This is a genomic window from Paractinoplanes durhamensis, from assembly GCF_016862175.1.
Taxonomy (GTDB): domain Bacteria; phylum Actinomycetota; class Actinomycetes; order Mycobacteriales; family Micromonosporaceae; genus Actinoplanes; species Actinoplanes durhamensis.
In genome coordinates, this window is sequence record NZ_BOML01000025.1 from 1 (window position 1) to 17,231 (window position 17,231).

A 17,231-nucleotide genomic window follows, 5' to 3' on the forward strand; every position below is an offset into this window, starting at 1 on the left:
ACGCCACCGCGCCACCGCGCCACCGGATCGCCGGATCGCCGGATCGCCGGATCGCCACGCCACCGGGTCGCCGCGCCACCGCGCCACCGGATCGCCGGATCGCCGGGTCGCCGCGCCACCGGGTCGCCGCGCCACCGGGTCGCCGCGCCACCGGGTCGCCGCGCCACCGGGTCGCCGGGTCGCCGGGTCGCCGGGTCGCCGGGTCGCCGGGTCGCCGGGAGGCTTTCGGAAAGCCGCATTCGCTATGAGTCCGCGGGATGGTCGTGGTCGTGGCCATATGTCGGGCCGGCCGGCCCGATTCCCTTGAAAGCGGTGTCTGTGCAGCGCGGGTCAGGACTTCGATTTCCTTGATATCGGGGCCTCGGGCATGCGACCAGACCCCAATTTCCTGGATCTCGGCCTCTCGCTGCGAGGGCGAGGCCCCAACTTTCGCGAAGTCGGTGGCCCTGGCCTTGGCCCCCAGGCCCTGGCCCCGCCACGACGACCCGCCAACCACCGCCACGACCGACCCGCCAACCACCCGCCAACCGTGAGGCGCCGGCCGGCCTCGCCGATCTTGCATTCGGGCAGGGCGGTTCAGGTCGCGGTGGCATCGGTCGGCTCTCAGCGCAGCGGTGTGGAGCGCACGGGCCGAGCTGAGGTGGGGTCCACTTTCGGGGTCGGTGGTGATCTCGGAAGGGTGAATCAGAGGGTTTCGACGGCCGCGGCTACCTGGTCGCGGAGCTTGTCGGGCAGCGGTGCGTAGCCGAGTCTTGTTGCCGCCTGCTGGCCGGCGGTGCTCGACGCGTACGTCAAGAAGCTCTTCACCAGGTCTGGGGTTCCGGTTTTGCAGACCACCTCGTAGGTCACCAGGACGAGCGGGTAGGCGCCGGCCGAGGTGGTGGCGTAGTCGATGGCCAGCTTCAGGTCGCCGCCGGTGCCGGTGATCTTCGCGTCGGCGACCATGCTGCCCGCGGCCTCGTCGCTGAGCGGGACCAACGTGCCGGCCGCGTTGCCGACGCTCGCGATCGGCAGGTTGTGGAAGCGTGCGTAACTCGCCTCGACGTAGCCGATCGCCCCGTCCGAGCGCTCGATCGTGGACACCACGCGGTTACTGCCCTTCTGGGCGCTGCCGCCGGGCGCTTTCCACGCGCTGCCGGAGCCGTGCGGCCAGTCGGCTGCCGCCCGCGCCGCCAGAAATTTCGTGAAGTTGTCGGTGGTGCCGGAGTTGTCGGACCGGTGCACGGTGCGGATCGGGGTCGCCGGCAGCACCGCACCCGGGTTGTCGCGGATGATCTCCGGGTCGTTCCAGGCGGTGATCCGGCCGTTGAAGATGCGGGCGATCGTGTCCGGGGCCAGCCGCAGGTCGCCGACCCCGGCCACGTTGTAGGCCAGCGCGATCGGCCCGACCACCATCGGCAGGTGGATCGCCGGGCCGCTGCCGCAGCGGGCGTTCGCCTTGGGCTGGTTCTCGGCCGACAGCGCCGAGTCGGTCCCGGCGAAGTCACCGGTCCCCGCGATGAAGGCGTCGAGCCCGGCCCCGGACCCGACGCTCGCGTATTCGACCGTCGCGTCCGCGCAGCTCACCTGGTAGTTCCGGATCCACGCACTGACCGCGTTGGCCTGCGCCGACGACCCCTGCCCGGCGATCTTCCCGGCCGCACAGGAGATGGCCGGCGCAGCCTCGGACGGCGCCGAGTCACACCCGGCCAGCGCAACCAGAGCGACCATTCCCAACGCTCGGAGCTTCATCAGGTTCCCCTTCGGGCGGAGATCAGAGGGCGACAGCCAGAGGGCCATCGGGCGAAGCGCGAACCAGCGGAACGCGAACCAGCGGAACGCCAACCCGCGGAACGCCAACCCGCGGAACACCAACCCGCGGAACACCAACCCGCGGAACACCAACCCGCGGAACACCAACCCGCGGAGATCAGCAGTGGGAGGGCGGCGGGCTGGAGCCGGATTACAACGGACGGTGGGCCGAGGGCGACGGGCCGCGGGCGGCAGCCGGAACGCTGCGGGCGGAGGGCGGAAGGCCGGGGCCGATCGAGTCGGCACGCGCCTGCGTGGCTACATGTTGACTGGATCAACATTGCCGGACGCGTCATGTGTTGACGTGTTGATTTCGTGTTGACCGTCAACATGATGGTGGGGTCAGCGGTATTCGGCGAAGCGGCGGCGGACCGCCAGCGGGATCAACAGGATCACCAGGCCGAGCACGGCGACCGGGATCCACGGCCAGCCGGTGAGCACCGTCTTCGCGTCGTGCAGGGCCCGGTCGTAGGCGTCCGCGCGGGCCGTTGCGATCTCGTCCACCGCGGCGTCGTAATAGGAGAAGTCGAACGACGCGTCGCCTCGGCGGATGCCGGTCAGGGTGCCCACCGCTTCCTCGGTCCTGCCGCTCCGGGCCAGGCCGATGATCCGCTCGTGGTCCTTCTGGTAGGTCTGCCAGCGGGTCAGCACCTGGTCCCGATCGTACGGGCTCACGTCGGGGCCGCCGGCCACCGTGGACAGGCCGCCGGGGATCTCGCACGAGCCACCCGCGGTCAGGCAGGTCGACTTCCGCCGGAAGTCGTCGTCGTAGTAGGCCAGGTTGTCGCTGATCAGGAAGCGGCTGGTGTCGGCGGCCGCGTCGTAGCTGATCGCCCGCGCCTGGGACAGCGCCAGGAACGGCTGCAGGTCGGTCTTGCGCGAGTCGTCGAGCACCGCGCCCTGCAGGCCCAGCACGACGATGGCCGGGCCGACCACGGCAACCGTCAGGACGGTCGCGAGGAGCAGCGCCGGGTTGAGGACTCGGCGGAACCGGCGGGCCAGCCACACCTGGAGGATCAGAAGCAGCAGCACCAGGGCGACCCCCAGCACGACCGCCAGGGTCACGGCCCAGCTTTGGGTCACGCTCTTCCGGTCGTACGCGTCGGAAAGCCGTTCCGTGCTGCTGTCGCGCAGGTGCTGGGCGGCCGGCAACAGGTTGAGGTGCAGCAGGTTGGTGGCCTGGGTGTAGTAGCCGGCGGCGGCGTCCCCGGCGGTGAGGGTCTGCCAGACGCGTTCGCGGTAGACGGCCAGGTCGGTGGCGAGCTGCTGGAGCGCGGCCCGGTCGGTCGTGGTGGTCAGCGCCTTCTGCAGGTCGGCGTCGACCTGGCGGCTGCGTTCCTGGTAGGTGCCGAGCGCGTCGATCTGGCTGCCGGCCAGGTCGTCGTTGCCGGCGGTGAGCACCATCCGGGCGACCTGGGCGTCCATGTCGCTGAGCGCGAAGTAGAGGTCGGCGGCGGTGGCGGCCTGCGGTGCGGCCTCGTCGCCGATGATCCGGACCTGTTCCTGCACCCGGGCCATGAGCAGGCTGAGCGAGGCGAGCAGGGCGACGGCGGTGAGAACGGTGACCGCGACCCAGAGGCGCAGCCGGGCGGGGGTTTCGGGCCGGACGGCGCGGCGAGCAGCGATGCGGGTCGCCTCTAGAACTGCGGGCACGGCGTCACGGTAATGGACGCCCGCAATTGCAGAATCGACGGGGAGATCGCGTTAACCTGGCGGCCATCCGCCGTTCAGCTGAATGGTGCGGAATTGCGCAATCGCTGGCGTGGAACACCGGCCGCGGCGAGCTGCCGGGCGAGCAACGGAATGGAATTGTCGACGAAAACGGCAACGTGATGATCATCGCCGAGGCTGCACGCGGCGGCCACCGAGCCGACATTGATCGGGTCGAGTTCCGGCACGTCGGCGAGGTCGACGATCAGCCGCAACGGCCGCACTCGCCGAACCGTATGCACCAGGACTTGACGGAGCTCGACCGCTTTGTCGGGGCCGACGATGCCGTGCGGAGCGATGACCACACTCCCGTCGGCACTCGTCCGCACTTCAAGCACAGAGCCGCGCATCGGGTCACCCTTCGTCACCGAGCGCCTGACCTCCGGCGGAGTCACCGAATGTTCAGCCGCCCGACCACCCTACGGCGGGAATCATCCGCCGGGAAGGAGGTGTGCGTTTGATTGCGAACGGAAAATCGGCATTCCCACTACCAAGCCAAAGTCTTGCATGAAGATGGGTGGGTCGCCGCTCGGGAGGACCGGGATTCGGCGGGTTGTCACGCGGGAGTGGGAGTCGCCGATCATGACGATCGATACCGAACCAGACCTTTCGGTCTTCGTCCTGAACCGGCTCGACGAGCACCTGGCGGCGATGCGCGACGTCCGGGAGCGCCTGCGCCCGGCCGGCCCGGTCGGTCTCGGCACCCGCCGCCTGATCGCCCTGGAGAGCATCACCATCGCGGAGCACTACGCCGCCGAGCTCACCCGCGTTCTGAGCGATTAGCGGGCGCGCCACTCCTGCTCGAGGATCGCGTACAGGTCGGAGTCGCGCCAGCCGTCCCGGATCCGCACGGTCTCGCGCATGCGTCCCTCGTACGCCATCCCGATCTTGAGCAAAACCCGGGCCGACGCCGAGTTGCGGGGATCGCAGGTGCCGTACACCCGATGCAGGTAATGCTCTTCGAAGGCCTGCCGCAGCAGCTCCCGGGCGGCCGCGGTGGCGGCCCCGCGCCCCCACCGGTCGGGGTGGATGCCGTAGCCGATCTCCCCCTGATGCGCCCCGCGCAGGTGCAGGTCGGCGATGCCGATGACGTCGGCCCCGGCGACGATCGCGTGCGGGAAGCTGGTCTGCGGCTTGCTGTGCCACAGCGCCGACGCCTCCCGGACGAACGACTGGGTCTCCGCCTCGGTATTCGGACCCCACCCCTGGAACTGCGACGACTCCGGCAATTTCGCCCATCCGTGCACGGCTCGCCAGTCATCGAGAAGGAGAGGCCGGAGCCGTACATTATCCATTGCCATATTTTGCCGCTATTTGCCGTTGGCGATCCAGCCAAGCGATCGGGCGAGTGACCGATAAACCGGAAATCCGCACAGAACCCCCAGCGCAATGGAGATCATCGACCGGTGTGGCCCTGGCCCTGTTGCTGGGCCGTCACCGTGCCGCGCGGACAACGGGGCGATGCAGCGGGCCACCGGCGCCGGCGCCCACGCGCACACGATCGCTGCCACGCCGAGGGAGGAGACTCGATCGTCCGCCTGATGCGTAGCCTTGATGGTTATGGGTGACGCAGCCGAACCTGAGCCCCACGCTGGTGCGAACACCGGGGGTCTCCACGAGCCGGCTCCCGTTGGCCTTGAGCTTCTGGCCCGACTGTCCGTTCCGGCCAAACGAGCAAGAGTGGTCGAGTTCTCTCCGGACGGTCGTGAGATCGGCGTCGCGGCCGCGAACACCGTGACGATCTGGAGCGTCGACAGCGGGCGGGTGCTGCGCGAGTTCATCCTTCCCCGGACCGGTGACCAAGCCGAGATCGAATCCGGGCAGGACCACGAAACCACATTCGCCTCCTTTGGATGGCTGCCGGACGGCCGGAGGATCGTTTTCGAAGGAGCCGGTCAGGTCGGCCTCCTGGACGTGGACACCGGCGACGTGCTCTGGACCGTCACCGATCCCGACCTGGACGGCGCCGTTGTGTCCCCCCAGGGCGATCGCGTCGCGGTCGGCACGAGCCGGGGCCAGGCCCTGATCCTGCGGGCTACCGACGGGTCACACCTGCGAAGCCTGAACGCTCACAGCGACAATATCGACGAGTTTGCATGGTCGCCGGACGGCCGATTCCTCGCCGGTGGCGGTTCCGAGGCCGCGGACCGGGACGACAAAACCGGCGACCGCCCCATCTACATCTGGGACACCGACTCCGGGAATGCCGTCGCACAGCTCAAGAGCCACACCGGCTACATCGACGGGCTGGCATGGTCCGCACGAGCCGACCTGCTCGTCTCGGTCTCGGGCGACGAGTCCGTTCGCCTGTGGGAGCCGCTCACCGGCCGCCTCCGGAACGCCATCGAGGTCCACACGTCGCAGACGCGCGGCATTGCCTTCTCGCCGGACGGAAGCATTTTCGTGACGGCCTCGTGGGACGACACCGTCCGGTTCTGGCACGCCGACGATGTTCGCGAACTCGCGGTCCTCCGGTTGGCACACCGCGACGACCAGGTCTGGGTCCGGCCGCGCTTCGCCCCCGACGGCAGGCACTTCGCGTTGGCCCGGGCCAACGAGCTCCTCCTCTTCCGCGCGGATCTCGCCACGATCACAGGAGCGGGCACCGGTCAGGAGATGATCCGGTACACGACCGCGAAGCTGGTGCTGGTCGGTGATTCCGGGGTGGGCAAGACCGGGCTGGGCTGGCGGTTGTCGCACGGCGAATTCCAGGAACACGACTCCACTCATGGGCAGCAGTTCTGGGTCGTCGACAGCCTCGGTGTGGAGCGCCCGGACGGCACCGTGTGCGAGGCCGTGGTCTGGGACCTGGCCGGTCAGCACGTCTATCGGCCGGTGCACGTCATCTTCCTGGAGCGGGTCGACCTCGCCGTGCTGATGTTCGACCCGACCAACCGGCACGAGACGCTCAAGGGCGTCGACTTCTGGGTGGAGCAGCTGGCGGCCAGGGGAACGCTGCCGCCCACCGTGCTGGTCGGCGGCCGGCAGGATCGCGGCACATCCGTGCTGTCCCGGGCGGATCTCGACGAACTCTGCACTCGGCGGGGCATCACCGGCGGCTACATCGGCACCAGCGCCAAGACGGGTGAGGGCGTCGGCGAGTTGCTCGACACCCTTCGCCGGCTGATCCCGTGGGACCGGGCCGCGGCCACCGTGACCACGGTGACCTTCAAGCGGATCAAGGATCACGTGCTCGGCCTCAAACAGGAGGAGGCGGTGACCGGCCGGGTTCTCGTCGACTTCGACGAGCTCTTCCGCGATCTCTCCGCGTCGGATCCGCAATGGCGCTTCACTCTCGACGAGATGCGTGCCGCCGTACGGCACTTGGAGAACCACGGGTACGTCGCCGTTCTGCGCAGTTCCGCCGGACTCGAACTGGTACTCCTGGTGCCGAAGCTCCTGCCCGACGTCGCCTCCTCGATCATCCTGCTGGCCGACAAGCACCCCCGCGAACTGGGCGCGCTCAACGAAACCACGCTCCTGCACGGGCAGTACCCGATCGCCGAGCTGACCGGCCTCGACCCGGTCGAGCGCGAGGTACTGGTCGACGCGACCGTGGTCCGGTTCCTCCGGCACAACGTGTGTTTCCGGGAGACGCTCGGCGCCGAAACCCTGCTGATCTTTCCCAGCCTGATCAAACAGAGGCGCCCACTCGACGACGACGCCGAGACCCTTGACGACGTCTCCTACGTCGCCCGCGGCCGGGTCGAGAATTCCTACGCGGCCCTCGCGGTGCTCCTCGGCTACGCGCCGGTGTTCAAGCGGGTCACCCAGTGGCAGGACCAGACTCAGTACGAGATCGAGAAGGGGCAGATCTGCGGCCTCCGAGTGATCCAGGAACGCGAAGGCGAGCTGGAGTTCGTCCTGTCCTACAGCCCGGCCACACCGGCCTACGGGCGGGCACTGTTCCAGGGGCTGTTCGAACAGTTCCTGGTTCAGCGCGACGTAGAGGTCACCCGATTCACTCCGGTGCTCTGTCGCAACGGCCACCGGCAGGCACGGTCCGTCGTCGTGGAGCGCCGCCGGGAGCGGCGTGGTTTCCTCTACTGCAGCGAATGCGCCGACAAGGTGCCCCTCCCGGACGCCGAACCGGTCGGCCAGCCGGCCGTTGGTGTCCTGGCGAAGGTGGCCCGGCAGGAGGGCTACGCCCGATTCCGTAGCGTGTATGAGGCGAATCTCGCCCGGGTCAAGGCCTACGTTCGGGCCGCCACGGCGCCCCGGTGCTACCTCAGCCACACCGACGATCAGGGCAGATGGACCCTGGATCTCATGCAGAGTCTGCGTGACGCGGGCGTCGACCTGGTCGAGGGCATCGACGGCCTGCACGACGACGACCACGTCCTGATGATCCTCACTCCGGCCTACTGGGCCGCCTGGTCGCAGGCGGCCGACCTGCCGATGCTCGGGGCGCGGCTACGGCGCGGCAGCCCGGCCCAGGTCATCCCCTTGCTGCTGGACGGGACCCCCAACGGCGACGAGCTCGCCCGGCTCGGTGGCCGCGAGATCCGTGACTTCCGTGATGGCGCCCGGCACTTCCTCGAACTGTTCGATCTTGTTCTCACCCTGCACGGCATTCAGCCGGACGACCCGGCTGTCGCCCCGCTGCGGAAGGAGATGAGGGAGCGCTGGCGGGACGGGTTGCGCACCCAGGCCGGCCTCCCGCAGCCGCCGGCGGTGACCGAGAAGCGCGAGGTCTACGTCTCGTATGCCCGCAACGACGAGAGCTTCCCGGTCGTGGACGAGCTGCGCCAGGCACTGGAGGAGCGGAACGTCCGGCTGATCCAGGACGACCGGGACATCGCCTACAAGGGCGACATTCGCGAGTTCATGCGGGAGCTCGGCCGGGGCCGGGCGGTCGTCCTCGTCATCGGCGAGGAGTATCTGCGGTCGGAGAGCTGCATGTTCGAGCTGCTCGAGATCGCCAAGCACGGCGACCTCCGCACCCGGATCTTCCCGGTGGTGCTGGCGAGCGCCGGCATCTACAAGCCGCTCGACCGGATCCGCCACGTCAAATACTGGGAGGAGCAGGTCGCCCAGCTCGATGAGGCCCTCAAAGGGGTCTCCGCCGCCAACATGGGCGGATTCCGCGAGGAGATCGACCTCTACACGGCGATCCGGGCCGCCCTGCCGGAGCTCGGCGAGATCCTGAAACACCTCAACGCCCTGTCCCCCACCCTGCACCGCGACTCCGGCTACGCCGAGCTGGTGGAGTCGGTGGTGCGCACGCTCGACGGCTAGTTGCGGGTGAACCGGGCGGCGAAGCGGGCGGTGAACAGGTCCAGGCCCTTGTGTGTGGAGACCGTCTCGGCCGGGACCGCGGTGGCGCCGTGCGGGGCCGGGAGCTGACCGGCGCCGCCGTGCGGGCCGAGGGGCACGAGCATGCGCCGGTCGGGGGTCGGTGTGTAGACGGCGTCCGGGGGCTCGCCGGCCACCTGGGCTGCGATGTTCTTCGCCACCACCTGGGCGTGCACCTGGGCGTAGGACGCCATCTTCGGGTCGGGGAGGTCGGTCAGGTCGCCCAAGGCGTAGACGTTGGCGTGGCCCACCACGTTCAGGCGGTCGGTCACCGGGACCGTCGCCCGCTCGGTCAAGGGCGTCAGCCTGCCGTCGGTCAGGTAGTCGCTGTTGATGCTCACCCCGAACGCCCGGAACCAGATGTCGGCCTCGATCCGGTCGCCGGTCGTGGTGGTGACCGTGAAGAGGCCGGCCTGGCCGGGGGCGGTCGGCGGGGGCGCGGCCAAGCCGGTGTTCAGGCGCAGGTCGATGCCGCGATCGGCCAGCTGCGTGTGCAGGGCGGCGCGGACCTCCGGCAGCAGGCTCGGCAGCAGGTCGTTGCCCCGGTCGACGATGACTATCCGCTTGGCCGGCCAGACCTCATGGATCTCGCCGGCCAGCTCCAGGCCGACCGGGCCGGCGCCCAGGATCAGCACCCGGTCGGCGCCGGACAGCTCCTCGTGGGTCTTCCGCAGATCGCTGAGCGCGGCCTCGGTCGTGGTGGACCCGGGGTTCGGCTTGGCCGGGTAGGTGTAGCCGGAACCCGTTGCCAGGACCAGATAGTCGGCGTCGACCCGCTCGCCCGACGCCAGGGTCACCCCGGCCGGGTCGGCCGAGACGGCTCGGTCGCGGATCACCCGGCCCCGATCCAGGAGGGTGTCGTAGCGGAAGAAGACGTGAGCCGCCCAATCCGGCCTGGTCAGCGCCCGGAGCGAGCCGGCCGCGTTGACGAACGCCTCGCGAGGGTCGACGAGCACCACGTCGGCGACGGCGTCCAGCTCCTTGGCGACCAACGAGCCGCCATAACCCCCACCCACGATTACCACCGTACGAGCCATCTCGGCCCACCTCCATGTAGTTCGTTGTCCGAACCATATTAGTTCGGAGTCCGAACTTCAAGGAGTCAGTCCAGGTCCATGAAGATGACCGAGACGTTGTTTTCGTCGGCGATGCGGGCCAGCAGGGCGGCCAGCGTCTCGCGCTCGGCGTCGGTCAGGCCGGCGGCCAGGCCCAGGATGCGCTCGCGGGTCTCGGTGTAGAACTGGTCGGCGATCTTGCCGCCGCGGGCGGTGAGGGCGACCCGGACCGCCCGCGAATCGGCCGGGTCCGGCTCCCGGCGCACCAGGCCGCCGCGTTCGAGCCGGTCGACCAGGCCGGTGACGCTCGACTTGGCCAGGCCCAGCACGGCGCCGAGCTCCCCCATCCCGTACGGCTGGGAGCGCAGGATGCACAACAACTGCCCCTGCTGGGGCGAGAAACCGTACTCCCGGCTGTTCTCGGAGTAGGCGGCGTTCACCAGGAAGGCGTTCCGAACCATCGCGGTGGACAGACCCATCCGTCCGTTCTGTTTTCCCACCCGCCCAGACTACCGATAATTCGGTGTACGAACTCACGGCCGCTCGGCGACAATTCCGGCCGTGAGCAGTCGACTGCGGGCCATCGACCCTGGCGGCCACCCGCCGGCTCGGTGGTGACCTGGCCTGCCTGGTCTTCGCGTCGGCGCGCTCCCGGCCCGTCCGGACGGTAAGCCGATCCTCACTGCCTCCCAGCAAGGGCTCGAACGCTGAGCGCGGCCCGGCCTCGTACCAAAAAAGACAGCAAGCCCAACCCGGCCTGAAGGATCGGCACCGCGAGGAAGGTGACCGTCAGGCCGCCGGCGAGCCAATGCATGGCGGTCATCACCACCGCGAGAATCACCAGGTCGCGCCAGGCCGCCGGGTTGGTCGGGCGGCGCCAGAGATGAACGCTGCAGCGGGCGCAGACCAGCGCGAGCAGCAGCATCCCCACCGTGAGTACCGGCGCGTGCCGGGCGTGCTCCCCCGCCATGGCGAGGTGGCCCAGCGATCCGGCCACCCCCAGCACGGCGGCAGCCCGCCCGGCAAGCCGCCTCATTCCGATGTGCCCGGAGCGCAACAGTGGTCAGCGGCGCCGATGACCGCGGGCACGTCGAGGGTGGGGTTGCGGTCGAAGAAGCCGTCCGGGGCGAGGGTGAAGCCGGCGTAGTCGACGGGCATCACGGGCCAGTCCTCCAGCCGCGGGAAGTGGGTCAGGCCGAAAGTGTGCCACACCACAATGTCCTCGCCGTCGATGTCGCGGCCCGCACTCGCGTAGGCCGGCAGGCCCGCCCCGCCCGGATGCTGGTTGACCACCGGGCCGGCCGCCCACAGCTCGTCGGGCGCATAGCGGGTCACCCACAGGCTCTTCGTCGCGAACGCCGCCCGGGCCACCGCCGACGACGACGGGTCGGCCATCAGCAGCGGTTTGCCCTCGGGGTGCAGGACGTACGCGGGGGCGTGGCCCATCCGGTTGGCCGTCGAAGCGCTGGAGATCCGCCAGACCCGGCCGATCCGGTTGTCGGCCTCGCGGGCGGCATCCTCTTCCGAGGCCAGGCGGGTGATCGTCCGGGTCAGCGCGTTGCCCCACGGGTTGGTGTCGCTGACCGGGACCCGGGCGATGTCGATCTCGTCGACCGCGTTGGCGAGGCCGTCCACCATGGTGTCCAGCCGGGCGCAGAACAGGTGCTGGTGGACGGGTGCGCCGAGGCCGGGGGCGATCTCGGTGGCGTACGGGTAGTCGCCGCCGGGGTGACCGGAGGTGAAGACGATGCCGGTCGCCTTGGCCTCCAGCTCGATCTTGCCATCCAGGTAGAGGTACCAGTAGAAGCCGTAGTCGTAGTTGCCGACCGTGACGAAGAACGAGATCACCAGGCGTCGCTGCCGGCGGGTCTCCTTGGTGCCGGCGAACATGTCGGTGTGCTTCCAGAGGACACCGAAGTCCTCCTCGTGGATGCAGATCGCGTTGCCGATCTCGCGCACCTGGCCGAGGTCGTCGGCGACCGTCGCGTTGCGGTAGACGATCTCGCCGAGGCAGTCGCAGCCGAGTTCGAGGGAGTTGGCGAGCCGCCCGAACTGGTACTCGCCGACGTCGAAGTAGTTCTGCCAGGCGTGCGTGGGCGACGGGTCGCCGTAGTTGACCACCATCTCGCTGACCGACGCGCGATAGAGGACCGGCCGCCCGGCGAACGACAGCTGGTGCAGGGTGAGCCCTTCGCGGCCGTTGAAGCCGAGCCGCACACTCCACCCTTCCCAGCTGAGCACGTCGCCGTCGAGGCTGAAGCTGACCCCGTCGGGCTGGGTGATCTCGATGGGGCGTAAAGAAGTGCGCTCGTCGCCGCGGACCGCCGGGTCGAGGTAGTCGCCGGATTCGGCCGGGATCGCGAGGTGCCCGGTATCGATCAGGCGGAGAATCGTCTTATTTGTCAGGTCGATGTGCGCCACGATGCCGTCGATCGGATGTGCCCACACCGAATCGGTCGGGTATTCCTGCCAGAACGCCAGGGCCCGGCAAGCCCGGATGCCCACCTCGTCGGCGTAGCCGAACACCCCGGCGGAGAGCGCGACGACCTTGACCCGGGACAGGTCGGTGATGCCGCGCGCGGCCAGGGCGGCCACGTAGGCCGGGTCGGCGAGCACGATCTGCTCGGCGAGCACGAAGTCCTCGTCGAGGCTGGGCGCGACGCCGTCGACCGCGGGGTCGAGCACGGACGTAGCGACCAGCGCGGGCGATGAGACGTCGCTGACGTCGGCGAGCACCGAGGTGACGGCGCCGGTCGAGAGGTCGGTGAGCAGGGCGGAGACCTCGCGCGGGAGATCATCACGCGCGGCGAGCACGTCACCCTTGGCGGGCTCACGCAGCATCACGTACGAGTACCGTGTCGCCTCGCCGCCGAGGCCGGCCTTCTCCACGGCCAGCCGCAGCGCGTCGATCTCCGCTGCAGAAATCGGGGCCAGGGGGTGGATCATGCTGATGCTCCTTCGGTTTCGGTGATCTGGCCGACCAGGCCCGCTTCGCGGGCTTCGAAACGCAGGTCCTGCCAGAGCGTTTGATGCCGCTTCTTGACGTACGCCGTCACGGCGACCCCGATCAGCAGCGCCACCACGGGCGCGGCGATGAGGGTGGTGTTGAGCCCGGAGTCGGTGGACCCGGTGAGCGCGTCGATGTTGCTGATCGCGGTCCAGCCGACGATGGCCAGCCCGATCAGCGCGAGGATCGGGGCGATGACGGTGTTCCACGGCCGCCGGTCGAGTTTGGTGCGGGCGAAGAACACCACCACCGAGGCGGAGGCCAGCACGAACAGGCCCATGATGCCGAGCGCGCCGGTCGAGGAGATCCAGGTGAAGACCTGGGTGAGCGGGTCCCAGCCGAGCAGCAGCCACAGCCCGAGCAACACCGCGGAAACCACGGTGACCAGCAGCGACGCCACGTACGGCGACTGGTGGGTGGGGTGGGTGGCGGAGAGGCGGACGGGTACGAGCCGGGAGCGGCCGAGCGAGTGCAGGTAGCGGGCCACCACGTTGTGGAAGGAGATCGCGCAGGCGAACAGGCTGGTGCAGATCAGGACGCCGATCGTGTCGCTCAGCCACTGCCCGACGTAGTCGACCGCGGTGACCTGCACGAGGTCGCCGGTGGCCAGGTGGTCGAGGGCGACCGCCTGCACCTGCCCGGTCCCCCACGCGCAGACCAGCAGCCAGGTGGCCAGGGTGTAGAAGACGCCGATCCCGATGACCGCGGCGTAGGTGGCCCGCGGGATGGTGCGCTGCGGGTCCTTCGCCTCGTCCCGGAAGATCGCGGTCGACTCGAAGCCGCTGTAGCCGCCGAAGGCCATCATCACGCCGAGGCCGAGCGGCCCGGAGGTGACCACGGACGGCCGGAACGAGTCGAACGAGACCCCGTTGCGGATCACCACGGCCGCCGAGAGCACCACGATGACCAGCACTTCGAGGATGAGCAGGACACCGAGCACCTTGGCCGACAGGTCGATGTCGCGGTGGCCGAGGAACGCCGCGACCGCGATCGCGACCAGCGTCCAGATCCACCAGGAGGTCGCCGGCCCGCCGAACGAGACGATCAGGGCGGAGACGCTGAAGCCGAGGTACGCGTAGATCGCGGTCTGGATGGCCAGGTAGGTGAAGAGGGCCAGGAACGCGGCCCCGCTGCCGAGGTGGCGGCCGAGGCCGGCGCCGACGAACGAGTAGAACGCGCCGGCGTCCTTCATGTGGTGCGCCATCGTGGTGAAGCCGACCGCGAAGAGCAGGAGGATGACGCCGGCGAGCAGGTAGTTGGCGGGGATGCCGCCGCCGTTGGTCAGGGCGATACCGATCGGGCTCGCCATCACGACGGTGAGCGGCGCGGCGGCGGCCACGACCATGAACACGATGGCGACGGGGCCGAGCCGGCCGGAGAGGCGGGGGCCCGGTTGAGGAATGGCGTTGGGGCTGGTCATGGGCGGGCTCCTCTTATTTTGAGCGCTGCTCAGGGAAAGATATTGAGCGCTCGCTCGAAATAGATGTCGACCGTATGACGACCGTGTAACCCGCTCCCGGTAGCCTCCTTCGGCAGGGGAAGGACTGAGAGTGCCCAAGATCGTCGACCATGACCAGCGGCGCAGCGAGATCGTCGAGGCGTTCCTGGCGGTGGTCACCCGGGACGGATTGCCGTCGGCCAGCAGCCGGGCCATCGCCGCCGAGCTCGGCGTCGGCACCGGCGCGCTGTGGCACTACTTCGACGACTTCGACGCCGTCGCCTCCGCCGCCTACCAGCGGGTCTTCGAGCGCACCAACGCCCGGATCGCGGACGCCACCGCCGGCCGGCGCGGGCTGGACGCGATCGAGGCGATGATGCGCGAGATCCTGCCGCTGGCCAAGGAGACCCTGGACGAGGCGCAGGTGGTGGTCGGCTTCTGGGGGCGGCTGGCGGCCAACGACCGACTCGCCGACGCCGAGGCCGACCTCGGCGCGGTCTGGGGCGGGCAGCTGCACGGCTTCCTGCGCGAGGCGATCGCCGACCACATACTCCGCCCGGACACCCCGGTCTCCGGGCTGGTCGACATGCTGCTGTCGATGTCGGTCGGCCAGCAGGTGCACGTGGTCATGCGCTCCCCGCTGGCCGACCCGGCCCGGCAGTGGGCACTTCTCGACAACTGCCTGCGCCCGTGGCGTACGCCTGAATGACCTCGGCGAAGAAGGCGCGAACGTCGTCGGCGTACAGCTTGGGTTGCTCGGCGGAGAGGAAGTTTCCGCCCGCCGCAAGCTCCGTCCAATGCGTCACAGGCGCGTCCCGCTCCGCGAAGCGGCGGACCGTGATGTCGGTGACCCCGAGCGCCACGCCCAGCGGAACCACCGACTTCGGCTTCGGCGCCCACGCCGACGGGTCGTGCGCCACCTCCCAGTAGAGGTTGGCCGACGAGCCGGCAGTGCCGGTGAACCAGTAGAGGCTGACGTTGGTGAGCAGAAGATCGAGGCCGACCGCGTCCTCGGGCAGCGCGGACGCCGGGTCGGTCCACTCCTGGAACTTCTCGGCGATCCAGGCGAGCTGGCCGACCGGCGAGTCGTGCAGGCCGAAGGCGAGAGTCTGCGGGCGGGTCGACTGGATGGCGTTGAAGCCGAGCTTGTCGTCGCGGAACTCCTGCAGGCGGCGCAGCCGGTCCTGCTCCGCCTCGGTGAGCCCGTCGAACTCGCCCGGCTCGCCGGTGGGGAACGTGATGTGCCCGTTGACGTGCACGCCGATCACCCGCTCGGGTTGCTGCCGGCCCACCTCGACGGCGAGCCCGGCGCCGCCGCCGGTGCCCTGCACGCCGTACCGCTGGTAGCCGAGCCGGTCCATGATCTCGTGCAGGGCGGCGGCGCTCCGGGCGGTGGTCCAGCCGGCCGAGGTCAGCGGGCCGGAGAAACCGACCCCGGGGTTGCTGACCAGCACCAGGTGGAAGTCGTCGCGCAGCGCCTCGACGACCGGCAGGTAGAGGGCGAACGAGCCGGGCCAGTCGTGGCTGATCAGCAGCGGCGTGGCCTGCTCGTTGGCCGAGCGCACGTGCGCGAAGTGCAGCGTCTGATCGTCCACCTCGGTCACGAACTGCGGCAGCTCGTTGAGCCGCGCCTCGGCGGCCCGCCAGTCGAAGCTCTCGGCCCAGTAGCGGGCGAGCCCGCGCAGGTAATCGACCGGCACGCCACGGCTCCAGGCCTGGCCCGGGATCTCGCTCCCCCAGCGGGCGCGGGCGAGCCGGTCACCGAGGTCGTCGAGGTCGGCCTGCGGAACGTCGATGCGGAAAGGACGGATCGAGGTCATGTCGGCTCCTCATTAAGAGCGGAACGGAATGTTTCGTTCCGCTTGAGAGTAGCAGAGCGGAACGATCCGTTCCACTGCTAGATTGGCCGCCATGGCGGTGGGACGGACGCAGCAGGCGGCGCGCAACAACGACGTGATCCTGGCGGCAGCACGGGATGTTTTCCTGGCCGACAAGCGGGCGCCGATCTCGGCCGTCGCCGAGCGGGCCGGGGTCGGGATCAGTGCGCTCTACCGGCGTTATGCCGGGAAGGACGACCTGCTGCGCACGCTCTGCCAGGACGGGCTGCGGCACTTCATCGCCGAGGCCGAGCGGGCCGGCGCGATCGACGACGGCTGGGATGCCTTCGAGGCGTTCCTGCGGGGGGTGGTCGACGCCGACGTGCACTCGCTGACCGTGCACCTGGCCGGCACGTTCACGCCGGACGAGCAGCTCGCGGCGGACGCGGTGCGGGCCAACGCGCTGGCGGTCGCGCTGTTCGAGCGGGCCCGGCCGCGGATGCGGGCGGGGGCCACCGCGGCCGACATCACCATGCTGCTGGAGATGTGCGCGGCGGTGCGGGTGCCGGATACCGAGCGGACCCGGGAGTTACGCCGCCGGTATGTGACGGTGCTGCTCGACGGGCTACGGGCGGGTGGCGAGCTGCCCGGGCCCGCGCCGGCGGTGGGCGAGCTGACCTGGCGGTGGAACCCGGGTCAGCCGACGAAGACGCAGAACAGATGACCGTCGGGGTCGGCGTACACCCGGAGGGGTTCGTCCTTGTCGTCGCTGCGGTCGAAGCGCAGCGTGGCACCGAGCTCGAGGGCCCGCTCGTGCTGGCGGTCCAGCTCGGCGACCGAGTCGACCACGGTGTCGAGATGGTATTGCTGCGGCACGGCGGCGTCCGGCCAGTCCGTGCGCGGGAAGTCGTCGGTCTGCTGGAAGGCCAGCGACGGGCCGCCGTGCGGATCGTGCAAGACCAGCCAGTCGTGGCCGAGCTCGTCCGGCTCGCCGGCCGCGGGCGGCTCGTCGCCGGGCCGATACGCCAGGCCGAACATCTGCCGGTAGAACTCGGCCAGCTTCCGGGCGTCCGTCGAGTCGAGGACGACCTGCCGGATCCGGGGATATGTCGTCATCG

The 17,231-nt window shown here is 69.7% G+C and carries 16 protein-coding genes; 4 read left to right on the forward strand and 12 right to left on the reverse strand.

The window, feature by feature from the left end:
• From Adu01nite_RS14870 to Adu01nite_RS14885, 4 genes are all read right to left on the reverse strand, one after another.
• Positions 1 to 239 (reverse strand): hypothetical protein (locus Adu01nite_RS14870; RefSeq protein WP_203727428.1); only part of this gene is annotated, 239 nt, incomplete at its 3' end.
• Positions 240 to 684: 445 nt separating this feature from the next.
• Positions 685 to 1,731: a phosphate ABC transporter substrate-binding protein PstS gene (pstS, locus tag Adu01nite_RS14875; protein ID WP_203727429.1), complete on the reverse strand. Its 1,047-nt coding sequence runs from the start codon at positions 1,729 to 1,731 to the stop codon at positions 685 to 687.
• 402 nt (positions 1,732 to 2,133) lie between these two features.
• Positions 2,134 to 3,444, reverse strand: a complete 1,311-nt coding sequence (locus Adu01nite_RS14880) for a GlnX family signal transduction membrane protein (RefSeq protein ID WP_239132413.1) — start codon at positions 3,442 to 3,444, stop codon at positions 2,134 to 2,136.
• A gap of 74 nt (positions 3,445 to 3,518) precedes the next feature.
• Positions 3,519 to 3,851 carry a hypothetical protein gene (locus Adu01nite_RS14885; RefSeq protein WP_203727430.1) on the reverse strand — a complete coding sequence of 111 codons (333 nt, stop codon included), beginning with the start codon at positions 3,849 to 3,851 and terminating at the stop codon, positions 3,519 to 3,521.
• A 232-nt stretch (positions 3,852 to 4,083) separates the two neighbouring features.
• Between Adu01nite_RS14885 and Adu01nite_RS14890 the strand changes: the two genes are divergently transcribed.
• Positions 4,084 to 4,284: a hypothetical protein gene (locus Adu01nite_RS14890; RefSeq protein WP_203727431.1), complete on the forward strand. Its 201-nt coding sequence runs from the start codon at positions 4,084 to 4,086 to the stop codon at positions 4,282 to 4,284.
• Here the strand turns inward: Adu01nite_RS14890 and Adu01nite_RS14895 are convergent.
• On the reverse strand, positions 4,281 to 4,796 hold the full coding sequence (locus tag Adu01nite_RS14895; RefSeq protein ID WP_239132414.1) for a GNAT family N-acetyltransferase: 516 nt from the start codon (positions 4,794 to 4,796) through the stop codon (positions 4,281 to 4,283). The genes Adu01nite_RS14890 and Adu01nite_RS14895 overlap by 4 nt on opposite strands.
• A 385-nt stretch (positions 4,797 to 5,181) precedes the next feature.
• Between Adu01nite_RS14895 and Adu01nite_RS14900 the strand changes: the two genes are divergently transcribed.
• Positions 5,182 to 8,739 carry a TIR domain-containing protein gene (locus Adu01nite_RS14900; RefSeq protein ID WP_203727433.1) on the forward strand — a complete coding sequence of 1,186 codons (3,558 nt, stop codon included), beginning with the start codon at positions 5,182 to 5,184 and terminating at the stop codon, positions 8,737 to 8,739.
• Here Adu01nite_RS14900 and Adu01nite_RS14905 read toward each other — a convergent pair.
• The 5 genes from Adu01nite_RS14905 to Adu01nite_RS14925 form a co-directional block, all read right to left on the reverse strand.
• Complete coding sequence (locus Adu01nite_RS14905) at positions 8,736 to 9,833, reverse strand: NAD(P)/FAD-dependent oxidoreductase (RefSeq protein ID WP_203727434.1); 1,098 nt, start codon at positions 9,831 to 9,833, stop codon at positions 8,736 to 8,738. The two genes, Adu01nite_RS14900 and Adu01nite_RS14905, sit on opposite strands and share 4 nt — an antisense overlap.
• A gap of 65 nt (positions 9,834 to 9,898) precedes the next feature.
• Complete coding sequence (locus Adu01nite_RS14910; RefSeq protein WP_239132415.1) at positions 9,899 to 10,351, reverse strand: MarR family winged helix-turn-helix transcriptional regulator; 453 nt, start codon at positions 10,349 to 10,351, stop codon at positions 9,899 to 9,901.
• 179 nt (positions 10,352 to 10,530) lie between these two features.
• Entirely contained in the window at positions 10,531 to 10,887 is a 357-nt protein-coding gene (locus Adu01nite_RS14915; protein ID WP_203727435.1) for a hypothetical protein, read from the reverse strand.
• A complete protein-coding gene (locus Adu01nite_RS14920; RefSeq protein WP_203727436.1) occupies positions 10,884 to 12,797 on the reverse strand; it encodes a primary-amine oxidase in 1,914 nt (637 codons plus the stop codon). Before Adu01nite_RS14920 ends, Adu01nite_RS14915 begins: the two co-directional genes overlap by 4 nt.
• On the reverse strand, positions 12,794 to 14,278 hold the full coding sequence (locus Adu01nite_RS14925) for an APC family permease (protein ID WP_203727437.1): 1,485 nt from the start codon (positions 14,276 to 14,278) through the stop codon (positions 12,794 to 12,796). The genes Adu01nite_RS14920 and Adu01nite_RS14925 overlap by 4 nt, the downstream gene beginning before the upstream one ends.
• A 130-nt stretch (positions 14,279 to 14,408) precedes the next feature.
• Here Adu01nite_RS14925 and Adu01nite_RS14930 point away from each other — a divergent pair, with 130 nt between their 5' ends.
• Complete coding sequence (locus tag Adu01nite_RS14930) at positions 14,409 to 15,005, forward strand: TetR/AcrR family transcriptional regulator (RefSeq protein ID WP_203727438.1); 597 nt, start codon at positions 14,409 to 14,411, stop codon at positions 15,003 to 15,005.
• On the opposite strand, the gene Adu01nite_RS14935 is transcribed toward Adu01nite_RS14930, so the two are convergent.
• The gene (locus tag Adu01nite_RS14935; protein ID WP_203727439.1) at positions 14,923 to 16,116 is read right to left on the reverse strand and encodes an epoxide hydrolase family protein; all 1,194 of its coding nucleotides are present in this window, start codon (positions 16,114 to 16,116) and stop codon (positions 14,923 to 14,925) included. The genes Adu01nite_RS14930 and Adu01nite_RS14935 overlap by 83 nt on opposite strands.
• A gap of 91 nt (positions 16,117 to 16,207) precedes the next feature.
• Here Adu01nite_RS14935 and Adu01nite_RS14940 point away from each other — a divergent pair, with 91 nt between their 5' ends.
• Positions 16,208 to 16,837: a TetR/AcrR family transcriptional regulator gene (locus tag Adu01nite_RS14940; RefSeq protein ID WP_203727440.1), complete on the forward strand. Its 630-nt coding sequence runs from the start codon at positions 16,208 to 16,210 to the stop codon at positions 16,835 to 16,837.
• Here the strand turns inward: Adu01nite_RS14940 and Adu01nite_RS14945 are convergent.
• A complete protein-coding gene (locus Adu01nite_RS14945) occupies positions 16,810 to 17,229 on the reverse strand; it encodes a VOC family protein (protein WP_203727441.1) in 420 nt (139 codons plus the stop codon). The two genes, Adu01nite_RS14940 and Adu01nite_RS14945, sit on opposite strands and share 28 nt — an antisense overlap.
• Positions 17,230 to 17,231: the final 2 nt, after the last annotated feature.

Excerpts from the sequence above, each read along its gene's own strand:
- Adu01nite_RS14905 (WP_203727434.1), bottom strand. The coding sequence starts at position 9,833 with ATGGCTCGTACGGTGGTAATCGTGGGTGGGGGTTATGGCGGCTCGTTG.
- Adu01nite_RS14920 (WP_203727436.1), bottom strand. The coding sequence starts at position 12,797 with ATGATCCACCCCCTGGCCCCGATTTCTGCAGCGGAGATCGACGCGCTG.
- Adu01nite_RS14925 (WP_203727437.1), bottom strand. The coding sequence starts at position 14,278 with ATGACCAGCCCCAACGCCATTCCTCAACCGGGCCCCCGCCTCTCCGGC.
- Adu01nite_RS14935 (WP_203727439.1), bottom strand. The coding sequence starts at position 16,116 with ATGACCTCGATCCGTCCTTTCCGCATCGACGTTCCGCAGGCCGACCTC.
- Adu01nite_RS14885 (WP_203727430.1), bottom strand. The coding sequence starts at position 3,851 with ATGCGCGGCTCTGTGCTTGAAGTGCGGACGAGTGCCGACGGGAGTGTG.
- Adu01nite_RS14895 (WP_239132414.1), bottom strand. The coding sequence starts at position 4,796 with ATGGATAATGTACGGCTCCGGCCTCTCCTTCTCGATGACTGGCGAGCC.
- pstS (WP_203727429.1), bottom strand. The coding sequence starts at position 1,731 with ATGAAGCTCCGAGCGTTGGGAATGGTCGCTCTGGTTGCGCTGGCCGGG.
- Adu01nite_RS14945 (WP_203727441.1), bottom strand. The coding sequence starts at position 17,229 with ATGACGACATATCCCCGGATCCGGCAGGTCGTCCTCGACTCGACGGAC.
- Adu01nite_RS14915 (WP_203727435.1), bottom strand. The coding sequence starts at position 10,887 with ATGAGGCGGCTTGCCGGGCGGGCTGCCGCCGTGCTGGGGGTGGCCGGA.
- Adu01nite_RS14940 (WP_203727440.1), top strand. The coding sequence starts at position 16,208 with ATGGCGGTGGGACGGACGCAGCAGGCGGCGCGCAACAACGACGTGATC.
- Adu01nite_RS14890 (WP_203727431.1), top strand. The coding sequence starts at position 4,084 with ATGACGATCGATACCGAACCAGACCTTTCGGTCTTCGTCCTGAACCGG.